At 66.8% G+C, this 22,441-nt stretch carries 21 protein-coding genes and 1 pseudogene; 11 read left to right on the top strand and 11 right to left on the bottom strand.

Annotated elements, in window-relative coordinates:
- Positions 1 to 507: 507 nt before the first annotated feature.
- The 6 genes and pseudogenes from BTO20_RS07375 to BTO20_RS07350 all read right to left on the bottom strand — a co-directional run bounded on the left by BTO20_RS07375 (position 508) and on the right by BTO20_RS07350 (position 5,772).
- Positions 508 to 1,050: a MogA/MoaB family molybdenum cofactor biosynthesis protein gene (locus BTO20_RS07375; RefSeq protein ID WP_087081741.1), complete on the bottom strand. Its 543-nt coding sequence runs from the start codon at positions 1,048 to 1,050 to the stop codon at positions 508 to 510.
- Between the two features lie 32 nt (positions 1,051 to 1,082).
- Positions 1,083 to 2,442 (bottom strand): annotated as a pseudogene (locus BTO20_RS07370) (S1C family serine protease).
- 155 nt (positions 2,443 to 2,597) lie between these two features.
- Entirely contained in the window at positions 2,598 to 4,082 is a 1,485-nt protein-coding gene (locus BTO20_RS07365) for a HAMP domain-containing sensor histidine kinase (protein WP_198344281.1), read from the bottom strand.
- Positions 4,083 to 4,089: 7 nt separating this feature from the next.
- Positions 4,090 to 4,776 (bottom strand): response regulator transcription factor, encoded by a 687-nt coding sequence (locus BTO20_RS07360; protein WP_036426346.1) that lies wholly within the window; start codon positions 4,774 to 4,776, stop codon positions 4,090 to 4,092.
- Positions 4,777 to 4,833: 57 nt separating this feature from the next.
- Positions 4,834 to 5,010, bottom strand: a complete 177-nt coding sequence (rpmF, locus tag BTO20_RS07355) for a 50S ribosomal protein L32 (RefSeq protein WP_026255793.1) — start codon at positions 5,008 to 5,010, stop codon at positions 4,834 to 4,836.
- A 141-nt stretch (positions 5,011 to 5,151) separates the two neighbouring features.
- The gene (locus BTO20_RS07350; RefSeq protein ID WP_087074618.1) at positions 5,152 to 5,772 is read right to left on the bottom strand and encodes a hypothetical protein; all 621 of its coding nucleotides are present in this window, start codon (positions 5,770 to 5,772) and stop codon (positions 5,152 to 5,154) included.
- Between the two features lie 287 nt (positions 5,773 to 6,059).
- Here BTO20_RS07350 and BTO20_RS07345 point away from each other — a divergent pair, with 287 nt between their 5' ends.
- From BTO20_RS07345 to BTO20_RS07300, 10 genes are all read left to right on the top strand, one after another.
- A complete protein-coding gene (locus BTO20_RS07345) occupies positions 6,060 to 7,757 on the top strand; it encodes an acyclic terpene utilization AtuA family protein (RefSeq protein ID WP_087074616.1) in 1,698 nt (565 codons plus the stop codon).
- Complete coding sequence (locus BTO20_RS07340) at positions 7,754 to 8,902, top strand: acyl-CoA dehydrogenase family protein (RefSeq protein ID WP_087074613.1); 1,149 nt, start codon at positions 7,754 to 7,756, stop codon at positions 8,900 to 8,902. Before BTO20_RS07345 ends, BTO20_RS07340 begins: the two co-directional genes overlap by 4 nt.
- Positions 8,899 to 10,494, top strand: coding sequence for an acyl-CoA carboxylase subunit beta (locus tag BTO20_RS07335; RefSeq protein WP_087074611.1), 1,596 nt, complete (start codon positions 8,899 to 8,901; stop codon positions 10,492 to 10,494). Before BTO20_RS07340 ends, BTO20_RS07335 begins: the two co-directional genes overlap by 4 nt.
- Positions 10,495 to 10,503: 9 nt before the next feature.
- The gene (locus BTO20_RS07330) at positions 10,504 to 12,486 is read left to right on the top strand and encodes an ATP-binding protein (protein ID WP_087074609.1); all 1,983 of its coding nucleotides are present in this window, start codon (positions 10,504 to 10,506) and stop codon (positions 12,484 to 12,486) included.
- On the top strand, positions 12,462 to 13,640 hold the full coding sequence (locus BTO20_RS07325; RefSeq protein ID WP_408632183.1) for an acyl-CoA dehydrogenase family protein: 1,179 nt from the start codon (positions 12,462 to 12,464) through the stop codon (positions 13,638 to 13,640). Before BTO20_RS07330 ends, BTO20_RS07325 begins: the two co-directional genes overlap by 25 nt.
- A complete protein-coding gene (locus BTO20_RS07320; RefSeq protein WP_087074604.1) occupies positions 13,640 to 14,419 on the top strand; it encodes an enoyl-CoA hydratase family protein in 780 nt (259 codons plus the stop codon). The genes BTO20_RS07325 and BTO20_RS07320 overlap by 1 nt, the downstream gene beginning before the upstream one ends.
- Before the next feature lie 134 nt (positions 14,420 to 14,553).
- Positions 14,554 to 15,000, top strand: a complete 447-nt coding sequence (locus BTO20_RS07315; RefSeq protein ID WP_087074602.1) for an ester cyclase — start codon at positions 14,554 to 14,556, stop codon at positions 14,998 to 15,000.
- Positions 15,001 to 15,140: 140 nt separating this feature from the next.
- Positions 15,141 to 15,623, top strand: coding sequence for a hypothetical protein (locus tag BTO20_RS07310; protein WP_087074600.1), 483 nt, complete (start codon positions 15,141 to 15,143; stop codon positions 15,621 to 15,623).
- A 15-nt stretch (positions 15,624 to 15,638) separates the two neighbouring features.
- A complete protein-coding gene (locus BTO20_RS07305) occupies positions 15,639 to 16,352 on the top strand; it encodes a hypothetical protein (protein ID WP_087074598.1) in 714 nt (237 codons plus the stop codon).
- Positions 16,353 to 16,430: 78 nt separating this feature from the next.
- On the top strand, positions 16,431 to 16,877 hold the full coding sequence (locus BTO20_RS07300; RefSeq protein WP_157680164.1) for a hypothetical protein: 447 nt from the start codon (positions 16,431 to 16,433) through the stop codon (positions 16,875 to 16,877).
- A 5-nt stretch (positions 16,878 to 16,882) separates the two neighbouring features.
- Here BTO20_RS07300 and BTO20_RS07295 read toward each other — a convergent pair whose 3' ends face one another.
- The 5 genes from BTO20_RS07295 to BTO20_RS07275 form a co-directional block, all read right to left on the bottom strand.
- Complete coding sequence (locus BTO20_RS07295) at positions 16,883 to 17,650, bottom strand: crotonase/enoyl-CoA hydratase family protein (protein ID WP_087074594.1); 768 nt, start codon at positions 17,648 to 17,650, stop codon at positions 16,883 to 16,885.
- On the bottom strand, positions 17,647 to 18,360 hold the full coding sequence (locus BTO20_RS07290) for a PaaX family transcriptional regulator C-terminal domain-containing protein (protein ID WP_087081739.1): 714 nt from the start codon (positions 18,358 to 18,360) through the stop codon (positions 17,647 to 17,649). Before BTO20_RS07290 ends, BTO20_RS07295 begins: the two co-directional genes overlap by 4 nt.
- A gap of 21 nt (positions 18,361 to 18,381) precedes the next feature.
- Complete coding sequence (locus BTO20_RS07285) at positions 18,382 to 19,302, bottom strand: crotonase/enoyl-CoA hydratase family protein (RefSeq protein ID WP_087074592.1); 921 nt, start codon at positions 19,300 to 19,302, stop codon at positions 18,382 to 18,384.
- Positions 19,299 to 20,921 carry an acyl-CoA dehydrogenase family protein gene (locus tag BTO20_RS07280; RefSeq protein ID WP_087074590.1) on the bottom strand — a complete coding sequence of 541 codons (1,623 nt, stop codon included), beginning with the start codon at positions 20,919 to 20,921 and terminating at the stop codon, positions 19,299 to 19,301. Before BTO20_RS07280 ends, BTO20_RS07285 begins: the two co-directional genes overlap by 4 nt.
- Before the next feature lie 63 nt (positions 20,922 to 20,984).
- Positions 20,985 to 21,740: a deoxyribonuclease IV gene (locus BTO20_RS07275; protein ID WP_087074588.1), complete on the bottom strand. Its 756-nt coding sequence runs from the start codon at positions 21,738 to 21,740 to the stop codon at positions 20,985 to 20,987.
- A 78-nt stretch (positions 21,741 to 21,818) separates the two neighbouring features.
- Between BTO20_RS07275 and BTO20_RS07270 the strand changes: the two genes are divergently transcribed.
- Positions 21,819 to 22,382, top strand: coding sequence for a CHAP domain-containing protein (locus BTO20_RS07270; protein WP_087074586.1), 564 nt, complete (start codon positions 21,819 to 21,821; stop codon positions 22,380 to 22,382).
- The last annotated feature ends 59 nt before the right edge of the window (positions 22,383 to 22,441 follow it).

The raw sequence follows: 22,441 nt of genomic DNA, 5'->3' as shown, positions 1-22,441 counted from the left end.
TCCGCCCGGCAACGCAGGCACTAATCTGCGGGCACGTCAGCAGTTGGGCGGTAAAAGTTTGCTGGGTTCGGGTGAACAGATGCTCACGAGCACAGGAGCAGGGGGGATGGCGCCAGCCGGCAATGCTGTGACGTAGTTCGCTTCGCTAACGGAAGTTGAGCCACATCACACTGTTGACCGTGCATTTACGGCGTTCACTGTGGCAACACAGTTCAACCGTGATGAGGCGGAATATTGCTCTGCAGCCATCGGTCGTGCTCGGCGGCATCCTCCGGCGAAGCTTCGTCGCGCTCGCTCGCCGCGACCTCCGGCAGCGTGTCCCCGAAAATTTTGTTAACTAGGCGCCGTGACGGCTGGGGCTGATGAGTCATCCACATTCCCCTTTGTGACGAAGATCACATTTATTGCCGGTGGGTGGTTAACTGTTCGGTAACCTCACCGCTCCACCGATACTGCATTTGCCATCTCCAACGAAAACGGCGGCCGTCGGCCGCCGTATCGCGCTGGTTAGATGTCCAAGCTTGATAACTGGCCGATGATCTGCACCGCCAGCGGGCCCAGTGTGGCCATGCCGTCGCGGACCGCTGACCGGGAACCGGCCAGGTTCACCACGAGCGTGCTGCCCGAAATACCCGCCAGCCCGCGCGACAGCCCGGCATCGGCGATGCCTGCGGACAAGGCCGAGGCGCGCAGCGCTTCTGCGATGCCGAGCAGCTCACGGTCGAGGATGTCGAGCGTGGCCTCCGGGGTGACATCGCGCGGCGTCACGCCGGTGCCGCCGACGGACACCACCAGATCCACACCACCGATGACTGCCGTGTTCAGCGCATTGCGAATCTCGACCTCATCGGCCGAAACGACCACGACGCCATCGACGACGAAACCGGTTTCACCGAGCAATTCGGTGACCAACGGACCGCTGTGGTCCTCCTCGCCGTGGGCGGTGCGATCGTCGACGACGATGACGAGTGCCCGCCCCACCAACTCCCCTGGTTGTTCCATGCCTGCAACCGTATATGTGCGGGCAGACAGCGGCGCAGCCACTCGCAGTGACACTTGTCCCGGAGCCGGCGTCAGGATCCTCACTGGTCCGCCTTCCCCAGGGTGACAGTCACGGTCTGCGGTTTGCCAGTCTGGTCGAGGTAGGTCAAAGTGACCTTCTCACCAGGCGCCTTGGACCGCACGGCGGCAACGAGCGCATCGGCACTCGGGATCACCCGATCGTCGACCTTGGTGACCACCACACCGCTGGGCAACCCGGCCGCGGCGGCAGCCCCGTCCTTGGTCACCTCGACGATCTTGGCGCCGTCGGTGGTGGCGTCATTGCTCACCTGAACCCCGAGCGACGCGTGGGTCGCCGTGCCGTTCTGGATCAGCTCGTCGGCGATCCGCTTGGCCTGGTCGACCGGGATCGCGAAGCCCAGGCCGATCGACCCGCTCTGCGCCTGCGGGGAATCACCGCCCATGGTCGCGATCGCGGAGTTGATACCCACGAGCTCGCCGTTCATGTTGACCAGCGCGCCGCCCGAGTTGCCCGGGTTGATCGCGGCGTCGGTCTGGATGGCGTCGAGCACGGTGTTCTGGTTGCGTGCGTCGCCGCCTGCGGCGACGGGACGGTTGAGTGCACTGACGATGCCGGTGGTCACCGTGCCCTCGAGTCCCAGCGGCGAGCCGACCGCCACCACGTCCTGGCCGACCCGCAGGTTCTGCGAGGACCCGAGCGTGATCGGGGTGAGCCCCGACGCGCCCTGCGCACGGACCACGGCGATGTCGCTGCTGGGATCGGTGCCGACGACGGTGAACGGCTTGGTGCTGCCGTCCGAGAACGTCACCTTGGTCTGCGCGCCGCCGCCGGGAGCACCCGGCGCCTGCTTGGCGGCAGCGACGACGTGGTTGTTGGTCAGGATCAAACCGTCGGCGGTCAGGATGATGCCCGATCCCTCTTCGGAGGCCCGGCCCATGTCGGTTTCCAGCTTGACCACGCTGGGCACCACCTTGGCCGCCACCTGCTCGACCGAACCGGCGGGCAGCGCCGCGGCAGGCACACTGGGCGCCGCGCTGTTGGACTCGGCGCCCAGGTGCGGACGGTCCTGGTGGGTCACGACGGTCGCGACGCCACCGCCGATTCCCGCCGACACCACGGCCAGGGCCAGCGCACCGGCCGCCAGACCGGCCCCTGCCGCGTTTCTTGACGGGCGCGACCGCCTGCGGTGTCGCCGGGGCGACGCGGTAGGGGTCATACGGCGGGCGATATGCCGGCTGCTGAGGCTGCTGGTGGGCGTGTGGCTGCTGATGAGGCGGCGATTGCGGCTGCTGACGCGCGTAGCGCCAGTCATAGGCCTGCGACTGATAGGGGTCGGGATTGCCCTGGTAGCCGGGAGCGCCACCGCCGGGAGCCTGGCCGGGCTGCTGTGGTGATGAGTACCTGGGGTGGTTCGTCATGGCGGTGCGGTGCTCTTCTCTTGTAAAGGTCTATCGGCTCGCGTACTACTCAACAAACGAAGAAGGTGTTCCCCAGGTTGCCCAGGTGAACTGAGAATCCACTTAGAGAACCGTTGGTTGCACCCATGATTTGTCCCCGGCCGTAGTTAACTGTCTCACCTTTTGTCCGCGCTCACCGCATCGTCGTCGGTGGCGTCGTCGGCGCGTGTCGCCGCGACCTCGGGTAGCCCGGCGGGAAGCGGCGTGCCGGGCAGGATCAGGTGAATCGACGCCCCCGGCGGGTCACCGCCCGGCACGGTTTCGTCAATCCGAAGCGCGCCACCGTGTTTCAGCACAACCTGTTGCACGATCGCCAATCCCAGGCCCGATCCGGGCATCGCCCGCGCGGCCGTCGAGCGGTAGAACCGTTCGAACACCAGCCGGCGCTCCTGCGGCGGGATGCCGGGCCCGTGATCGGACACCACCAATTCGGCGTGCACGGGATCGATCTGGCGCAACGACACCGCGACCCGGCCACCGGGCGGGCTCCACTTGGCGGCGTTGTCCAGCAGGTTGAGCACGGCCCAGCCCAAGCCGGGCGCGTCGCCGTAGACCTGCCAGCCCGTCATCGCGACGTCGAATTGAATATCGTTGCGGCGCCGACGAACTCGCTCCAGGCTGCGGTCGACCACCTCGACCATGTCGACCGGTTCATGGGTCACACCGCCCGCATCGTCGCGCGTCAGGTCCACCAGATCGCCGACCAGGGTCGACAGTTCCTCGATCTGTGCGATCACGTCGGCACGCAGCCCCGCCATCTCCTCCTCGGGCAGCGGCGGCGCCCCGGGAGCCTGCGAGGCCATCAGCAGCTCGACGTTGGTACGCAATGAAGTAAGCGGCGTACGCAATTCGTGCCCCGCGTCGGACACCAGCCTGGCCTGTCTGTCGCGCGATTCGGCCAACGCGCGCAGCATCATGTTGAACGCCTCGGTGAGCCGGGCGAGCTCGTCGCAGCCGACGACCGGAATGGGCCGCAGGTCATCGGTCCGCGCGACGCGTTCAGCGGCTTCGGTGAGTCGGCCCACCGGCCGCAGACCGGCCCTGGCGACGGCACCACCTGCCATCGCAGCCACGGCGACACCGACACCGCCGACGATGAGCAGCACGGTGCCCAACCGCCTGAGTACTTGCCCGGTCGGCGCCAGGCTCTTGGAGATCAGCAGGGAGCTGCCGTTGGCCAGATGCACCGCGAGCACCCGCTGATGGTTGACCGTGCGCAGCGACATCAGCAGCTCGCCGGAGATCACGTCCTTCTCCGGCTGTCCGAGGGGCAACATCTGCCCCTCCTGATTGGCCGTGTAGATCGAGCGCCCCGGGATCACCAGCATGGCGTTGACGTCGGAGTAGGCCGTGCCCTCGATGGCCTTGCCCGGATCGGCGGCCAGCGACCCACTCTCGATGAGCAGCCGGGCCCGGCTGTGCAGCTGGTTGTCGAGGTCGTCGTAGAGCGCGCGGGACACCACGGCATAGACGGCGACGGCCATCAGCACGACGACCATCGCCACCATCGACATCGCCAGCATCATCACGCGCCAGCGCAACGACAGTGAACTGGTGTTCGGCAGCGTTCCCGGTCGCCAGGTGTTCGGATTGAGCGACATCATCCGATCAGGGCGGCGTTTCCCGCAGCACGTACCCGACGCCGCGGACGGTGTGGATGAGCCGCAGCTCACCGTCGGCCTCGGTCTTACGGCGCAGGTAACCGATGTAGACCTCGAGCGCATTGCCCGAGGTGGGGAAATCGAAGCCCCACACCTCTTCGAGGATGCGGCTGCGGGTGAGCACCCGGCGCGGATTGGCGATCAGCATTTCCAGCAGCGCGAACTCCGTGCGGGTCAAGCTGATCTGGCGTTCGCCACGGGTGACCTCGCGGGTCACCGGATCCAGGGTGAGATCCGAGAACGTCATCTTCTGCGATTCGGCACCGTCGTCGGACACGGTACGACGCAGCAACGCCCGCATCCGCGCGAGCAGCTCCTCAAGCGCGAACGGCTTGGGTAGGTAGTCGTCGGCCCCGGCATCCAGCCCGGCGACCCGCTCGGACACGGAATCGCGGGCCGTCAGCACCAGGATGGGTAGATCGTCACCTGTGCTGCGAAGCTGCCGACAGACTTCAAGACCGTCCAGTCGCGGCATCATCACATCGAGAACCACCGCATCGGGCCGATCATCGGCGATCAGATCGAGAGCTTCGACCCCGTCCTGGGCGAGCTGGACTGAATAGCCATTGAAGGAAAGCGACCGCCGCAGTGATTCACGCACAGCGCGATCATCGTCAACGACAAGTATGCGCACAGCCACAGTGTCAACGCTCTATCTGAGATTGACCTGAGAGGCGCGCCGCAAATATGCCTAGCGTCGGCGATCCAGGTCGAGCAGACCCAGGCGAGCGGCCTTCAGCAGGCGGCGCGGAACCTTGTGCTGCTGACCCGCGACATTGACGCCGACCAGACCGGTGGCCTCGGCTTTCCACTGCGCGCGCCGGCTACGGGTGTTCGCGCGCGACATTCTGCGCTTGGGCACAGCCATGACGTGCATCTCCTTGCTTGGGGTTGCCGCGCGCACCGCAGCGGCAGACGATTGCACTACAGAGTAACGGTTGACCTGCGTCGGTTCCAAAACGGGCAGGCCGCGTGGACGACGCCGCAGGACGCCGTCCGTCGAGCGTACCTAGCCGTGGCAGTTCCGCGCGCCACTGGGCACACCGGACTGGTTGGCGACCTTGATGTTGCACTCGCGGATCACCACGGTCTGGGAGTAGACCTTGCCGGGGATGGTCTGAGCGCCGTTGCGTCCGCCGGTGCCGGTGTTGAGGATGCCGGTCACGTAGCCGTTGCTGCCGTCGTCTGCGTAGGAGACGACGCCCTTCTCGTCGGCGCTGAATGTGCCCCGGGTACCGAAGGCGCGGTGGTATTGGGCGCCGAGCGCCGAGTTGTCGACCGCGGCGTTGAGGTCACTGTCCTGGTTGAACACCGTGTCCCCGACCGTCTGGATCGCCCGCACGCCCGGCGCCGGGTTCTTGAAGTCCGGGCGGCCGACGTTGTCGGCCATGGTCGCGACCTCCCGTTTGCCCGTTCCGCCTTCCTGCCCCTTGGCGTTGTCGACCCCAGGGGTGGCCTGGGCCAGGCCTGTCGGCGCGATCATGGCCAGCGCTCCGCCGGCGACGACGCCGCCCAGAATCGTGCGTGCCCGCTTCGAGTGCGGCGACATTGCCCGGTGCTTGGCCATCCGGTTCCCTTCCCAGCCGTGGTGCGTGGCGGCCAGGCCCCCACGCATGAGTTCAGCCGACATCCTGCGGCATGAGCGGGCCGGGATCGCTCCTGGTCACGAGGCATATTTTCGAACGCAAGCAAGCCACGGGACAGGCACCTGCTGTCACCAGCGTAAATAACCGACCAGATGCTGTGAGAACGCTGTGATTTACATGGGACGGCGACGACCGCCCCCTGCACGCGCCACGCTGGTGCCCACCGGGCGCCGCGGCGACATCCCGACCCCGCCCCCTTGACGTGGGACCCGCGGTACCCGATAACCTACCGGTTGGTTGGGTCGCTTTATCGGCGTCGACGGGAGTACGTGTGCCACCTGCAGTACGCATCGGCAACTGTTCGGGTTTCTACGGGGATCGGCTCTCCGCGATGCGAGACATGCTCATCGGCGGTGAGCTGGACTATCTGACCGGCGACTACCTCGCTGAGCTCACCATGCTGATCCTGGCCCGCGACCGCGCCAAGAACCCCGAACGCGGCTACGCCAAGACCTTCCTGCTGCAGCTGGAGGAATCGCTCGGCCTGGCCCTGGACAACGGCGTCAAGATCGTCGCCAATGCCGGCGGGTTGAACCCGGCAGGGCTGGCGGGCGCAGTGCGCGCCCTGTCCGAACGGCTGGGCCTCGACGTCAACGTCGCCCATGTGGAGGGCGACGACCTGGTGAGCCGGGCCGGTGAACTCGGGCTGGGATCACCGCTGGCGGCCAACGCCTATCTGGGCGCGTGGGGCATCGTCGACTGCCTGGGCAGCGGTGCCGATGTCGTGGTCACGGGCCGGGTCACCGACGCCTCGGTGATCGTCGGACCTGCCGCGGCGCACTTCGGTTGGAGCCGAACCGATTACGACGCACTCGCCGGGGCCGTCGCAGCGGGCCATGTCATCGAATGCGGTACCCAGGCCACCGGCGGCAACTACGCGTTCTTCACCGAGATCCCGGACCTGCAGCGGCCCGGGTTCCCCCTCGCCGAGATCTCCGCCGACGGCTCGTCGGTGATCACCAAACATCCCGGCACCGGCGGCCAGGTCAGCGTCGGCACCGTCACCGCACAGCTGCTCTACGAGATCAGCGGCGCCCGCTATCCGAATCCCGATGTGACGCTGCGCGTCGACTCGCTGCAGCTGAGCCAGGACGGCGACAACCGCGTGCGCATCTCCGGGGTCAGAGGTGAGGCCCCTCCCCCGACGCTGAAGGTGTCGTTGAACAGCATCGGCGGTTTCCGCAACGCCGCGACGTTCGTGCTGACCGGCCTTGACATCGAAACCAAGGCCGAGCTCGTGCGCAGCCAGCTGGAGGCGGGCCTCAAGGTCAAACCGGCCGAGCTCGAATGGTCCCTGGCCCGCACCGACCATCCCGATGCCGACACCGAGGAGGCCGCCAGTGCACTGCTGCACTGCGTGGCCCGCGATCCTGACCCCAACGTGGTGGGTCGCCAGTTCTCCGCGGCCGGAGTCGAATTGGCGTTGGCGAGCTACCCGGGCTTCACCACCACCGCACCGCCCGCAGATGGCCAGGTGTACGGCGTGTTCACCCCCGGCTACGTCGACGCCACGCGCGTGCCGCACGTCGCCGTGCACGCCGACGGCACCCGGGTCGACATTGCACCTGCCACCGAAACCCTGGCTGTCGCACCCGCTTCCGATCCGGAGCTGCCCGAACCCTTGCCGACCGGGCCCACCCGGCGGCTGCCACTCGGCACCATCGCCGGGGCCCGCAGCGGCGACAAGGGTGGGTCGGCGAATGTAGGAGTCTGGGTCACCACCCCCGAGCAGTGGCGCTGGCTCGCGCACGCGTTGACGGTGGACAAGCTCCGCGAATTGCTGCCCGAGACAGCGGATCTGCCGGTGACCCGGCACGTCCTGCCGAATCTGCGAGCCGTCAACTTCGTCATCGAAGGCATTCTCGGACAGGGTGTGGCCTATCAGGCCCGGTTCGATCCGCAGGCCAAGGGGCTGGGCGAGTGGTTGCGCAGCCGTCATCTCGATATCCCGGAGGAACTCGTCAAGTGAGCATCTGGAACACCCCCGAGCGGGAGGCGCTGCGCAAGACTGTGCGCAGCTTCGCCGAACGCGAGGTGCTGCCCAACGTCGCGGAATGGGAGCGCACCGGCGAACTCCCCCGCGAATTGCACCGCAAGGCGGGCGAGGCCGGACTGCTCGGCGCCAACTTTCCCGAATCGGTCGGCGGCGGTGGCGGCGACGGTGCGGACGCGGTGATCATCTGCGAGGAAATGCATTACGCGGGCGCACCGGGTGGCGTGTTCGCGTCGCTGTTCACGTGCGGGATCGCGGTGCCGCACATGATCGCCTCGGGCGACGAGCGGCTGATCGAGACGTACGTCAAGCCCACACTGCGGGGCGATCTCATCGGATCCCTGGCCATCACCGAGCCCGGCGGTGGTTCCGACGTCGGGCACCTGACCACGCGCGCAGTTCGGGACGGGGATGACTACGTCCTCAACGGCGCCAAGACCTACATCACCTCCGGAGTGCGGGCCGACTACGTGGTGACCGCGGCACGCACCGGCGGGCCCGGCGCAGGCGGCGTCTCGCTGATCGTCGTCGACAAAGGCACACCCGGATTTGCGGTCAGCCGCAAGCTCGACAAGATGGGTTGGCGCTCAAGCGATACCGCCGAGTTGTCCTACACCGATGTGCGGGTGCCGGCCGCGAACCTGGTGGGTGCCGAGAACTCCGGATTCCTCCAGATCGCCGCGGCATTCGTCTCCGAACGGGTCGGCCTCGCCGCGCAGGCCTATGCCAGTGCCCAGCGGTGCCTGGATCTGACCGTCGAGTGGTGCCGCAACCGCGAAACGTTCGGCAAGCCATTGATTTCCCGGCAATCGGTGCAGAACACGCTGGCCGAGATGGCCCGGCGTACCGATGTGGCTCGTGTGTACACCCGCAATGTCGTCGAGCGGCAACTCGCAGGCGATTCCAACCTCATCACGGAAGTCTGCTTCGCCAAGAACACCGCGGTCGAAGCCGGCGAGTGGGTGGCGAATCAGGCCGTACAGCTCTTCGGCGGCATGGGCTACATGGCCGAGTCCGAGGTGGAGCGGCAGTATCGTGACATGCGCATCCTCGGCATCGGCGGCGGAACCACCGAGATTCTGACCTCACTGGCCGCGAAAACGTTGGGATTCCAGTCATGACAGCGCTGAAGTCGACGATCGACCCGAGCTCTCCCGGCTTCCTCGAAGCCGCTGAGGTGATGACCACCAAGCTCGCCGAACTCGATGCCGAACACGCCAAGGCCCTCGCCGGTGGCGGGCCGAAGTATGTCGACCGGCACCATTCTCGCGGCAAGCTCACTGCGCGCGAACGCGTCGAGTTGCTCCTGGACCCCGACGCCCCCTTCTTGGAACTGAGCCCACTCGCGGCGTGGGGCAGCGATTTCGCCGTGGGCGCCAGCGTCGTCGCGGGCATCGGCGCCGTCGAGGGCGTCGAATGCCTGATCGTCGCCAACGATCCGACCGTCAAGGGCGGCACCAGCAATCCCTGGACACTCAAGAAAGTGTTGCGCGCCAACCAGATCGCACTGGAGAACCGGCTCCCGGTGATCTCGCTGGTGGAGTCCGGCGGCGCCGACCTGCCCACCCAGAAGGAGATCTTCATCCCGGGCGGGCAGATGTTCCGTGACCTGACCCGACTGTCCGCCGCAGGCATCCCGACCATCGCGCTGGTGTTCGGCAACTCGACCGCAGGCGGCGCCTACATCCCCGGCATGTCCGATCACGTGGTGATGATCAAGGAACGCTCGAAAGTGTTCCTCGCCGGACCACCGCTGGTGAAGATGGCCACCGGCGAGGAGTCCGACGACGAGTCCCTCGGTGGGGCCGAAATGCACGCCCGCACCTCGGGTCTCGGTGACTACCTCGCCACCGACGAACTCGACGCCATCCGGATCGGCCGGCGCATCGTGGCCCGGCTGAACTGGCGCAAACAGGGCCCCACCCCGGCGCCGGTCGTCGAGCCGTTGTTCGACGCGGGAGAACTCGTCGGCATCGTGCCCGCAGACCTGCGGATCCCGTTCGATCCGCGCGACGTCATCGCCCGCATCGTCGACGGCTCGGATTTCGACGAGTTCAAACCGCTCTACGGCTCCTCGCTGGTGACGGGCTGGGCGACGCTGTACGGCTATCCGGTCGGCATCCTGGCCAATGCCCGCGGCGTGCTGTTTTCCGAGGAATCTCAGAAGGCCACCCAGTTCATCCAGCTGGCGAACCGGTCCGACACCCCACTTCTGTTCCTGCACAACACCACCGGCTACATGGTGGGTAAGCAGTACGAAGAGGGCGGCATTATCAAACACGGCTCGATGATGATCAACGCCGTGTCCAATTCGACGGTGCCGCACATCTCGCTGCTGATCGGGGCGTCCTACGGGGCGGGCCACTACGGCATGTGCGGGCGCGCTTACGATCCACGGTTCCTGTTCGCCTGGCCCAGCGCGAAATCCGCGGTGATGGGTGGGACGCAGCTCGCCGGGGTGCTCTCGATCGTCAGCCGCGCGGCCGCCGCCGCCCGCGGCCAAGAGGTCGACGAGGCCGCCGACGCGGCACTGCGCGCCGCGGTCGAGGCCCAGATCGAAGCCGAGTCACTGCCGATGTTCCTGTCCGGCAGGTTGTACGACGACGGTGTCATCGACCCCCGCGACACCCGCACCGTCCTGGGAATGTGCCTGTCCGCCATCGCCAATGGCCCGATCGAGGGGACGTCGAACTTCGGCGTCTTCCGGATGTGAGCTGACGAAATGCCAATCACGAGAGTTCTGGTAGCCAACCGCGGGGAGATCGCCCGCCGCGTGTTCGCCACCTGCCGCAGGCTGGGTATCGGCACCGTCGCGGTGTACACCGATCCCGACACCGGCTCGCCGCACGTCGCCGAGGCCGATGCGCGCGTACGCCTCACTGGCAACACCGCGTACCTCGATGCGGCGCAGATCATCGCCGCCGCCCGCGCCGCAGGCGCCGACGCCGTGCACCCCGGCTACGGATTCCTGTCGGAGAACGCCGATTTCGCCGCCGCGGTGATCGACGCCGGACTGACGTGGATCGGACCACCGGTGCCCGCCGTGCAGGCGATGGGCTCCAAGATCGAAGCCAAAAAGATGATGGCCGCGGCCGGTGTGCCGGTGCTCGCCGAGCTCGATCCGGAGACCGTGACCGCCGAGCAACTTCCGGTGCTGGTGAAGGCCTCCGCCGGCGGCGGTGGGCGCGGCATGCGGGTGGTGCGCGACATCGCCTCGCTGCCGACGGAAGTCGCCGCGGCACAACGGGAGGCGCAGTCGGCGTTCGGCGATCCCACGGTGTTCTGCGAGCGCTATCTGGCTGCAGGCCACCACGTCGAGGTGCAGGTGATGGCCGACGCCCACGGCACCGTGTGGGCGGTAGGCGAGCGCGAGTGCTCCATTCAGCGCCGCCACCAGAAGATCATCGAAGAGGCGCCGTCGCCACTCGTCGAACGCACCCCGGGGATGCGGGGCAAGCTGTTCGAGGCGGCCCGACTGGCGGCGGAAGCCATTGGCTACACCGGTGCGGGCACCGTCGAGTTCATGGCCGACGATGACGGCGAGTTCTTCTTCCTGGAGATGAACACGCGCCTGCAGGTCGAGCATCCCGTCACCGAGGCCACCACGGGCCTGGACCTTGTCGAATTGCAGATCGTGGTTGCCGACGGCGGGCGGCTGGATCCCGAGCCGCCGCTGGCGTGGGGCTCGTCGATCGAGGCCCGGCTCTACGCAGAGGATCCCGCCAAGGGCTGGCAACCGCAGGCCGGCACGGTGCACCGGTTCGGCGTGCCCGGCGCGCCGGTGGAGTTCGACGAGCTGAGCCGTGCAGGTGTCCGCGTCGACGCCGGCATCGACGACGGTTCGGTGGTGTCGATCTTCTACGACCCCATGCTGGCGAAGATCATCTCGTATGCGCCGACGCGGCGTCAGGCGGCCGGCATACTCGCCGACACGTTGGCGCGTACCCGAATTCACGGTGTCCGCACCAACCGCGATCTGCTGGTCAACGTGCTGCGCCATCCGGGTTTCCTCGACGGGGCCACCGACACCGCGTTCTTCGACACCCATGGCCTCGACAAACTGGCGGCCCCGCTGACCACAGAGGAGGCGGTGACGCTGAGCGCCATCGCCGCAGCGCTCGCCGATGCAGCCAACAGCCGCAGTACCGCAACGGTTTTCGCCGCCGCCCCGAGCGGTTGGCGCAACCTGGCCTCGGGATATCAGACGAGGACCTACCGCGAGGCCGATACCGAGCACCCCGTGCGGTACCGGTTCACCCGCACCGGCGTGGAGCTGCCGGAACACCACGGCGTCACACTCGTCTCCGCGGCACCCGACCGCGTGGTGCTCTCGGTCGACGGTGTCGAGCGGGCGTTCGACGTCGCCCGCTACGGAAAGCAAGAGGCCCCTGACATTTTCGTCGACTCCCCGCTTGGCCCCGTGCACCTGGCCGCCCAGCCGCGCTTCCCCGACCCTGATGACGCCGTCGCGCACGGCTCGCTGCTGGCGCCCATGCCCGGTTCGGTGCTGCGGGTCGGCGCGGCAATCGGCGACACCGTCACCGCCGGGCAACCGCTGATCTGGCTCGAGGCGATGAAGATGGAGCACACCATCGCCGCGCCCGATGACGGGGTGCTTGCCGAACTCAATGTCGCCGCGGGCCAGCAGGTCGAAGTCGGCGCTGTCCTTGCCCGCGTGGAATCTCAAGAAGGAGAACAGCAGTGAGCTTCATCGAAACCGAAGAACAGCAGGCGCTGCGCCAGGCGGTGGCCGCGATGGCCGCCAACTACGGTCAGGATTACTACCTGGAGAAGGCCCGGTCGGGCCAGCACACCACCGAATTGTGGAACGAGGCAGGCAAACTCGGCTTCATCGGGGTCAATCTGCCCGAAGAATACGGCGGCGGCGGTGCGGGCATGTACGAACTCAGCATGGTGATGGAGGAGATGTCGGCGGCCGGTTCGGCGCTGTTGATGATGGTGGTCTCCCCCGCCATCAACGGAACCATCATCTCCAAGTTCGGCACCGAGGAGCAGAAGAAGCGCTGGATCCCCGGCATCGCCGACGGTTCCATCACCATGGCCTTCGCCATCACCGAGCCCGACGCCGGGTCCAACAGCCACCGCATCACCACCACGGCCCGCCGCAACGGCAGCGACTGGATCATCAAGGGGCAGAAGACCTTCATCTCCGGCATCGATCAGGCGCAGGCTGTCCTGGTCGTCGGCCGCACCGAAGATCACAAGACCGGCAACCTCAAGCCCGCGCTGTTCGTGGTGCCCACCGACACCCCGGGTCTGCACTGGACCAAGATCGAGATGGAGATCACCAGCCCGGAAAGCCAGTTCCAGGTGTTCCTCGACGACGTGCGTCTGCCCTCCGATGCCCTCGTCGGTTCAGAGGACGCGGCCATCGCGCAGTTGTTCGCCGGGCTGAACCCGGAACGGATCATGGGCGCCGCGAGCGCGGTGGGCATGGGCCGGTTCGCCATCAACAAGGCCGTCGACTACGTCAAGACCCGCCAGGTCTGGAAGGTTCCGATCGGTTCTCACCAGGGCTTGTCACATCCGTTGGCGCAGAACCACATCGAGATCGAGCTGGCCAAGCTGATGATGCAGAAGGCCGCGACCCTCTACGACAACGGCGACGACTTCGGCGCTGCCGAGGCCGCCAACATGGCCAAGTACGCCGCCGGTGAGGCGTCGGTGCGTGCCGTCGATCAGGCCGTGCAGTCCATCGGCGGCAATGGTCTGACCAAGGAGTACGGCATCGCCGCGGCCGTGACCGCATCGAAGCTGGCCCGCATCGCCCCGGTCAGCCGCGAGATGATCCTCAACTTCGTGGCGCAGACCTCGCTGGGCCTCCCGCGGTCGTACTGATGAGCACACTGATCAAATACGCGGTCGATGGTGCCGTCGCCCGCCTGACCCTCGACTCACCACACAATCGCAACGCGTTGTCCACCGCCCTGGTCGATCAGCTGCACCAGGGCCTGGACCGGGCAGCCGCCGACCCTGCGGTGCGTGTGGTGGTGATCGGCCATACCGGTGGAACCTTCTGTGCGGGAGCCGATCTCTCTGAGAGTTCGAGTGGCGGCGGACCATCGGAACCACGCGACATCGCCGTCGACCGCGCCCGCGAGATGACCAAGACACTGCGCGCCATCCTCGAGCTGCAGATGCCGGTCATCGGGGCGATCGACGGTCATGTGCGAGCCGGCGGCCTCGGTCTGGTCGGTGCGTGCGATCTCGTGGTGGCCGGTCAGAACAGCACGTTCGCGCTGACCGAAGCCCGGATCGGCGTAGCGCCGTCGATCATCTCACTGACCCTGCTGCCGAAGATGACGCCGCGCTCGGCGGGCCGCTACTTCGTCACGGGCGAGAAGTTCGGCGCCGCCGAGGCCGCGGCGATCGGGTTGATCACCCTGGCCGCCGATGACGTCGAGGGCACCGTCGCCGGCCTGACCGCCGAGATCGCGAAAGGCTCGCCGCAGGGCCTTGCCGCGTCAAAAGCGTTGACCACCGCGACAATACTGAGGTCGTTCGATGAGCGGGCCGAGGACTTGACGCGCATGTCGGCCGAGCTGTTCGTCTCCGACGAAGCACGCGAGGGAATGCTGGCCTTCCTGCAGAAACGCCCGCCGAGCTGGGTGGGTTGACGCAGGTCAGCTATCTGCGGATTGTTGCCTCTGGCAGCATCTGACCGGCCGCGGCTGTCACAAGCGGCCTCACAGGAATACCGTTTTCGTGCGGACATTCTCTGCCGTGCGGTATTCACCGAAAGGCCGCAATCATGGCCGAAGATCAGAACAAAGCTGTCTCCCGGCGGATCTGGGAGGTTTTCGCATCAGGCGATCTGGCCGAGCTCGACGACCTTGTCGCTGACGGCGCTGCCTACCACGACACGCAAGACCCCTTCGGAGACCAACGCGGGCCCGAGCACATGAGAAGCCTCATGGGCATGTATCGACAGTCGTTCTCCAACATACGATTTGACATCAGAAACCAAGTGGCCGAAGGCGACTTCGTCTGCACGATGCTCGAAGCACAGGGTGACGACACCGGCGGACTCATGGGTCAGGCCCCGACCGGCCGGCACGCCAGGATCATGCTCACCGTCACCGACCGGATGGCCGACGGCAAGATCGCCGAAAGCTGGGCCACCTGGGACACCTTGGGCATGCTCCAGCAGCTCGGTCTCGTGCCCACGGCGGCACAGCAGCCGACGGCCTCTGCCTGAGCCGACAATCACAGCCGCTCACCGGCACCAGCCTCCCGAGGGTTTGCGGTGGATTGCCCCGCAACCGCTGTCGCCGGTGAGCGGCTCGCGTGCGCAATTTGGTGCGTCGGGCGCCGAGCATCCGCGTTTAGGCTCGAAGGGTGACTGACGACTTGGGCGCGGGGCAGATCTACGTGCCTGCGGACAGCCCGATGCGGCCGCTGTGGGATGCCATCCGCAAACTGCCCTGCCCGATGGTGAAGTATCCGAACGTCGCGCTGCAGGGCGAACCCCGGCCCGAGGTCGGCGACATTCACCCGTCGCAGCCCTGGCAGCCCATCGGCGCAAAGGTCGACGGCTCCCCTGACGTGTCGGTCAACCACATCGTGCCCAAAGTGGAATTGCTCTATCTCCCACGCTTTCTGGAGTTGTCGCCCGAGCACATGTGGGAAGTCATCCACGGTGCTCTGAACCTGCAGTGGTTGCCCACGCGGGTCAGCCGGTTCAACAAGGGTGCGCGCCACGCCGAAGACATGGTCGGGGTCGACGAAGGCTGGAAACAACAGCAGATCGCGTTGCAGCACCACAAGCGCGGCGAGCTCACCGAAATCATCAATGCGCTCGCGGACTGCGCTGTCCACTGATGAAAGGCTGACTCCGTGGCGGATATCGACACAGCGGCGCTGACCCAGGCGTTCTCGGACTGGGCACCGAATCAGTTCGCCATCCTTGAGCCCGGCGAACACACACGTCACCGCATCCCCGACGCCTGGTGGCCGACGGCCGCGTCTCGCGATCCCGATGAGCGCAGATCCGCCGCGATGGCCTTGTGGAACACCGACTTCCTGGCGATGATCCCCCGGTTCGCACAGGCACTGCGCGAACGCCTGGTCGACGTGCGCGTCGTGCAACATTCCTGGTTGCCCGCACCGACGTTGGACTACGTCCTGATCGACGACGAAGGAGCGCACGCCGTGTGGCTCGGCGAAGACCCGGCCACGTTCGGTGACACCGATCCGACGTTCTTCGAAGCGCTTCCGCCGCAGGCCGATACCTTTCTGCGGACGGTACACGCCGGGTTCACCACATGGGACGGGGAATCCTGCGGGCTCATCGCGCCCGCTCGCATGCAGACATACGCGGCCTATGTGGGTTGGCCCGAGCCGTTGTCGGCACCGCCTGCGGATCTGGAGCCCGACAGTGTCCACCCGCTGCGGATGTTGCGGATCGGTGGCCGCGAAACCTACTCGGACCTGCTGGTGTCCACCGACCACCCGCAGGGCTTCGCCATCACCTACTTCGAGCCCGATTTCGACATCACACTGTTCGGGCACGCGCTCGACGAGCTCATGATGCTTGCGCTGGAAGGCTGAGCCCGGGGCATGACTCGGCGCCTGCGGCTCACTCTGCTCGGCGTTGGGATTGTGGTCGTCACAGTATCGTTGGTTGCAGTGGCTGTCATGATTCGCGAACAGCTCGCCCGTACCGATCCAGCCTTTACTCACCCCGACAGCTCGAGTTTCACCAGACCGGGACGCCAATGGAGTGGGTTCCTGTTCTTCGGCACCGAGACTGGGATCAGCTGCCGGATCGTCAGCTATGTGATGTGCGAAGGCAACATTCCGGGACTGCCCACCACGGATACCGACGACGGCTACGCCGGCCGCGGCGCCTGCGCACTGGCCACCAAGCTCACCCACAGCACCAGCCCCGACCCGTATTCCCTGTTTCGGCGGGGCGGCCAGTGTCCGCCGTTCGCCGACACCGTTCTCAAACCGGGTCAGAGTCTGTCCATCGGGTCAGCGTCCTGCCGCGTTGATGACGGCGACGTCGTTGCCTGTACCGATTTCCAGGGCCACGGTTTCGTCTTGCAACCCTCGGGAAGTCGCGCGTTCTGAACGGCTCAGCTGGCGCTGGCGCCGTGGCGGCCCGCACCGGCGGCGAATCGGCCGGCACCATGTGCCGCCTCGTGCTTGACCTGTTCGATGCTGCCGAACTCGAATTCCATTGCCGCCTGCTCCGATTGGCCCCACTGGCGCAGCGCCGACAGCCGATCGGCGCGCAGGCACTGCTGAGGTAGCGCCCCCAGTTGCGCCGCCAATTCCTCTGCCGCGGTACGCGCGTCGCCTTTGGGGACCACCCTGTTGGCCAGACCGATCGCGTGGGCCTCGGCGGCGTCGACGGCACGGCCGGTGAGGATGAGGTCCATCGCCCGGCTTTCGCCGATGAGCCGCGGCAGCCGCACGGTGCCCCCATCAATGAGCGGGACACCCCAGCGTCGGCAGAACACACCGAGCACCGCGTCCTCTTCGACCACCCGCATATCGCACCAGAGTGCCAACTCCAGGCCGCCGGCCACGGCGTAACCGCTGATGGCCGCGATCACAGGTTTGGACAGGACCATTCGACTGGGCCCCATCGGGCCTGGGCCCACGGTGCTCAGGGTGTTGGACTGCGGGGTGCCGAAGGCCTTGAGATCGGCCCCGGCACAAAATGTTCCACCGTCGCCCCAGAACACGGCAACTGATGCGGAGTCGTCGGCGTCGAACTCCTCGAACGCCGCGACGAGCGCAGCCGCGGTCGGACCGTCCACCGCGTTGCGGGCGTGCGGACGGTGCAGGATCACGGTGGTCACCGCGCCATTGCGTTCGGTCCGGACGGGTTCGGTCATGTCGCCTCCGTGAGTTCGGTCCGGTCGCGCCGCTCGACGAGTTCAGCGGCGAATTCGGTGTAGGCCGTGCGTAATCGCGTGCCGGGCCAGTCCGCGGGCAACAGTTCGTCGGGCAGTACCGGGTCGGTGAGCAGATGTCGCACGATGCCTGCGGCTGCCACGAACCGGCCCGGAACATCTGCTGCAGAGGCGATGTCGTGGAGCAATCGATTGCCGGTCCGCATCCAGCCGGGCAGATCCCACAACCGTCCGACCAGCTCGGCCGGGTCATCGTCACGGGTGTGTAACTGCCGCACCCGTTCGGTGATCTCCTGCGGCAACACCTGCTCGAGGTTGTCGGGCCGCATCCACACGCCTTCGCGGAGCTCGGCGAAACGATACTGCTGCAACGTGGTTCGCAACGCGGCACGGGTGCGCGCGTCGGTGCCGACGCTGGTGATGACGAGCGTGAGCCATTCTCCGCCGTCGGGGCGCAGGCGTGGGTTGATGGCGTCGTCCTGGCGGCGCTGCCGGGCCAGCAGCCGGTCGGCAAGTCGGTAGCCGTCTTCGGAGCGCACGAGATCACCGGCCCCCACCATGCGGGTCAGCGCCACCCGCAATGCGGTTTCCTTGATATCGAAATCCGCTGTGAGCCTGATGAGTTCAGCGGCACTGGCCCAGGCCGGGTGCGCACCGAGCAGCACGCTCAGCACGACCGACCTGGCCGTCATCCGGTTCAGCGTGGGCACCCGTCACACCCCGGAGGTCCGGCGCCCGTAATCGCCCATGGGTTCGTCGCGGTGCCGGACCGCCTCCCGGAACCCGTGTTCGCGGGCGTCGGCGACGAACGCGTGACCTTCGGGGGTGTGCCGGGCGATGCCGTCGAACACAGTGCTGACCATCTGACTGGTGGCCACCCCTTGCTGCAGCAGCGCGGTGTTGCAGGCCAGCTTCGCCATGATGAGCTGGTTCACCGGCATCGCCGCGATGCGTTCGACGAGCCGCTCGGTCCGCTCGTCGAGAGCGGCGGGCGCTGGCGCCTCGACGGCGAGCCCCCATTCCGCAGCTTGGGCGCCGGTGATGCAATCCCCGGTGAACAGAAGGCGTTTCGCGCGTTGATCACCGAGCCGGTGTGCCCACAGCCCGGCCGCAGGCACCCCCCACACCCGCATCGGCGGATACCCGATCTTGGCATCGGACGCCGCGATCTCCTGGTCGGCGTGCAACGCGATGTCGGTTCCACCTGCGACGCAGTAGCCGTGGATCTTGACCACCGTCGGCTTGTCGGCGCGCATCAGGCTGGAGAATCCCCGCACGAACCGGCTCATCATCTGATAGTCGATCATCGGGTCCCACGGCTGGTCGGGCAGGTGGTTGATCGCCTGAGTCTTCCCGTCGAGCACGGTGCCGCGAAAATCGGCGCCACCAGCCGACGAGGTGCCGTCGGCGTACGCGCTCAAATCGAATCCGGCGCAGAACCCTTCACCCCGACCGGACACCAGGATCACGTGTACCTGAGGGTCCAGGTCTGCGCGCTCCACACACGCCGCCAGCTCCAGCGGTGTGGCAGCCACGATCGAATTGCCTTTGTCCGGGCGGTTGAACGTGATTCGGGCGACGCGGTCGGTGACCTCATAGGTCAGGGTGCTGAGGTTGCCGAAGTCGACGCTCATCCTTTGACCAACGCGCGCTCGATGATCGGCGCGAGATCCAGCCCGGTGGGCAGGGTCCCGAAGGCACCACCCCACTGCCCGCCGAGCCGGCTGGCCAGGAATGCTTCGGCCACCGCCGGGTGACCGTGGCGCACCAGCAACGAGCCCTGCAACGCCAGACTGATGTCTTCGGCAACCTTGCGGGCCCGGTACTCGATGTTGTCGAATTCGCCGAGCTGCGCCTTGAGCGCCGCGGCATGGGCGTCCAGCCGCGGATCCTGACCCAGCGCCAACTCGTCGAACAGCACCTCCACGCATTCGGGGCGAGTTGCCATGGCGCGCAACGTATCCAACGCGCTGACATTGCCGGAGCCTTCCCAGATGCCCATCAGCGGCGCCTCCCGGTACAGCCGCGGCATGCCCGACTCCTCGACGTAGCCGTTGCCGCCAAGGCACTCCATGGCCTCACCGGCGTGCGGCGTGGCACGCTTGCACACCCAGTACTTGCCTGCGGCCAGGCCGATACGCCGCAGCAGGCCTTCGCGTTCGTCGCCCCGCACCGCCTTGTCGGTCGCACCGGCCATCCGCATGGCGAGCATGGTCGCGGCCTCGGCCTCGACGGCCAGATCGGCGAGCACATTGCGCATCAGTGGCTGGTCGATCAGATAGGCGCCGAAGGCCTTTCGATGCTGAGCGTGGTGCACGGCGCGGCTCAACCCGGTCCGCATGCTGGTGGCACTGCCCAACGTGCAGTCGAGCCTGGTCAGGTTGACCATCTCGATGATGGTCTTCACCCCTCGACCCTCTTCACCGACGAGCCAGGCGGTGGCGCCGTCATACTCGACCTCGCTGGACGCGTTGGCGTGGTTGCCGAGCTTGTCCTTGAGGCGCTGCAGGAACATTCGGTTGCGGCTGCCGTCGGGCAGCACCCGCGGCAGGAAGAAGCAGCTCAGCCCATTCGGAGCTTGCGCCAACACCAGGAAGATGTCCCCCATCGGCGCCGAGGTGAACCACTTGTGGCCCGTGAGCGAGTACGTGCCGTCACCGTTGGGCACGGCCTGCGTGGTGCCGGCGCGGACGTCGGAACCACCCTGCTTTTCGGTCATCGACATGCCCGCGGTGATACCGGGTTTGGTCGACGGCACCGTGAGTTCGGGATCGTAGACGCGGCTGGTCAGCAGGGGTTCGTAGACCTTGGCCAGCTCCGGGTTGAACCGCAGTGCGGGGACGACGGCGTAGGTCATCGAGATCGGGCACATGTGACCGGGCTCGGCGGTCCACACCGAGGTCTTGGCCGCGCGCACCACATGTGAGCCGGGCCGGTCGTCCGCCCACGGCGCCGCGTGCAGGCCATGCTTGACCGCCGCGGTCATGAGTTCGTGGTACGCGGGGTCGTACTCGACTTCGTCGACGCGGTGACCGTACCGGTCGTGGGTGTGCAGGATCGGCTGGTTGCGATCGGCGAGCTCGCCCCACCGCTGCACCTGAGCACTGCCGTTCAGCGCCCCGACCGCGTTGACCTCGTCGAGACCCCACTCGCCGCCTTCACGGATGAGTGCTTCGGTCAGCACCGGGGAGGCGGCGGGATTGAAGTCCTCCAGCGGCGGGACCTGATTGGTGACGACGTGCGTATCGCTCATACACCCAGTGTTACAGTTTCCCGACGGTTGTTCAAGAGATGTAACAGCGCCGCCGAGCGCGCGTCAGTCCGCGGCGTGCTCGCGCAGGAACGCGATGTCGTCCTTGCGGCCTTCCTCGGAGGTCTCGCAGATGACCGGCGCGTCGGCAGCCTTGACCACCGCGGCCAGCAGTTGCGGGTCGATCTGCCCGAGGCCGAAATTGGCGTGCCGGTCGGCACCGGAACCTGCGGCGTCCCGGGAGTCGTTGCAGTGCACCAGATCGATGCGCCCGGTGATGGCCTTGATGCGGTCCACCGCGTCGATCAGCGCTTCACCTGCGGCCCACGCGTGGCAGGTGTCCAGGCAGAAGCCAATCCCCTTGTCGCCGATGTGATCCCACAGCCGAGCGATGGTGTCGAAGTGCCGCGCCATGGCGTGATCGCCGCCCGCGGTGTTCTCCAAGTAGACCGGGACCTCGGTCTTGAGGCTGTCCAGCGCCTTGACCCAGCGTTCGAACCCGGCCTCCATGTCGTTGTCGTCGGCGTGACCGCCGTGCACGATCACCGCGGTGGCGCCGATCTCGGCGGCCGCGTCGCAGGTGTCCTGCAGGATCTTGCGCGACGGGATGCGCACCCGGTTGTTCGCGGAGGCCACGTTGATCAGGTACGGCGCATGCACATACAGCGGCACCGTCGACGCTTTGAGCACGTCGGCGTCTTCGCGAGGCTTGGGTTTCTTCCAGCTCTGCGGGTTGCCGAGGAAGAACTGCACCACGTCGGCGCCGTCAGCGGCCGCCGCGGCCAGCGGATCTGTGTTGTCTACATGCGAACCGATGAGCACGTGCCCAAGTTTAGGCGGCGGCTCCGACAGCGAAATTGCCGTGCTGTGCCCGGGCGAGCGTCACCTAATCTGGCAAACATGCACAGCCGCGCGTGGCGCATCCTCTTGGTGATGGCTGCCCTGGTGATGGTCGCTGTCGCCAGCTTGGCCGGGTATCGCGGCTATCGCGAAAACGTCGCCCTGCCGGACTTTCCCGACGTCGACACCTCGCAACTGAGCCCGGGGCGAGCCGCCATCGTGCACGTCCTGGCCCAGGAGTACGCCGCGCAATCAGGCATGTCCAAGTACTCCGAGGGCAACGACGAGCCATGGTGCGCGGATTTCACCAGCTGGGTGATGCGCGAATCCGGCAGACCCTTCTCCAACCCCAACTCCGGGCACTGGCGCATCCCCGGCGTCATGACGCTCACCGACTACCTGCAGGCCGAGGGGCGCTGGGAACCGCCGGATTACTCACCGCAACCCGGGGACATGGTGCTCTACGACGCCCCGAGCCCGAAGGGCCAGCACGTCAACATCGTGCTGATCAACGACAACGGCATGCTCACCACGGTCGGTGGCAACGAAGGTCGCAACGTCGCCCTGTCGACCTACCAGATCTCCGACGATCCGGGTATTCGCGGCTTCGGCCGCTACGAATGACGCCGACTGGCCAGTTATGACACGCGAAATGGCTTGCCGCGTGCATTAACTGGCCACTC

It is taken from the genome of Mycobacterium dioxanotrophicus (assembly GCF_002157835.1).
Lineage (GTDB): Bacteria > Actinomycetota > Actinomycetes > Mycobacteriales > Mycobacteriaceae > Mycobacterium > Mycobacterium dioxanotrophicus.
Note: the sequence above shows the minus strand (reverse complement) of the source record. Positions and strands in the feature narration are given on the sequence as shown.

Bases quoted from the DNA above. Each gene is read 5' to 3' on its own strand.
- BTO20_RS07365 (WP_198344281.1), bottom strand. From the start codon at position 4,082: ATGTCGCTCAATCCGAACACCTGGCGACCGGGAACGCTGCCGAACACC.
- rpmF (WP_026255793.1), bottom strand. From the start codon at position 5,010: ATGGCTGTGCCCAAGCGCAGAATGTCGCGCGCGAACACCCGTAGCCGG.
- BTO20_RS07350 (WP_087074618.1), bottom strand. From the start codon at position 5,772: ATGTCGGCTGAACTCATGCGTGGGGGCCTGGCCGCCACGCACCACGGC.
- BTO20_RS07335 (WP_087074611.1), top strand. From the start codon at position 8,899: ATGACAGCGCTGAAGTCGACGATCGACCCGAGCTCTCCCGGCTTCCTC.
- BTO20_RS07330 (WP_087074609.1), top strand. From the start codon at position 10,504: ATGCCAATCACGAGAGTTCTGGTAGCCAACCGCGGGGAGATCGCCCGC.
- BTO20_RS07320 (WP_087074604.1), top strand. From the start codon at position 13,640: ATGAGCACACTGATCAAATACGCGGTCGATGGTGCCGTCGCCCGCCTG.
- BTO20_RS07315 (WP_087074602.1), top strand. From the start codon at position 14,554: ATGGCCGAAGATCAGAACAAAGCTGTCTCCCGGCGGATCTGGGAGGTT.
- BTO20_RS07295 (WP_087074594.1), bottom strand. From the start codon at position 17,650: ATGACCGAACCCGTCCGGACCGAACGCAATGGCGCGGTGACCACCGTG.
- BTO20_RS07290 (WP_087081739.1), bottom strand. From the start codon at position 18,360: ATGACGGCCAGGTCGGTCGTGCTGAGCGTGCTGCTCGGTGCGCACCCG.
- BTO20_RS07285 (WP_087074592.1), bottom strand. From the start codon at position 19,302: ATGAGCGTCGACTTCGGCAACCTCAGCACCCTGACCTATGAGGTCACC.
- BTO20_RS07280 (WP_087074590.1), bottom strand. From the start codon at position 20,921: ATGAGCGATACGCACGTCGTCACCAATCAGGTCCCGCCGCTGGAGGAC.
- BTO20_RS07270 (WP_087074586.1), top strand. From the start codon at position 21,819: ATGCACAGCCGCGCGTGGCGCATCCTCTTGGTGATGGCTGCCCTGGTG.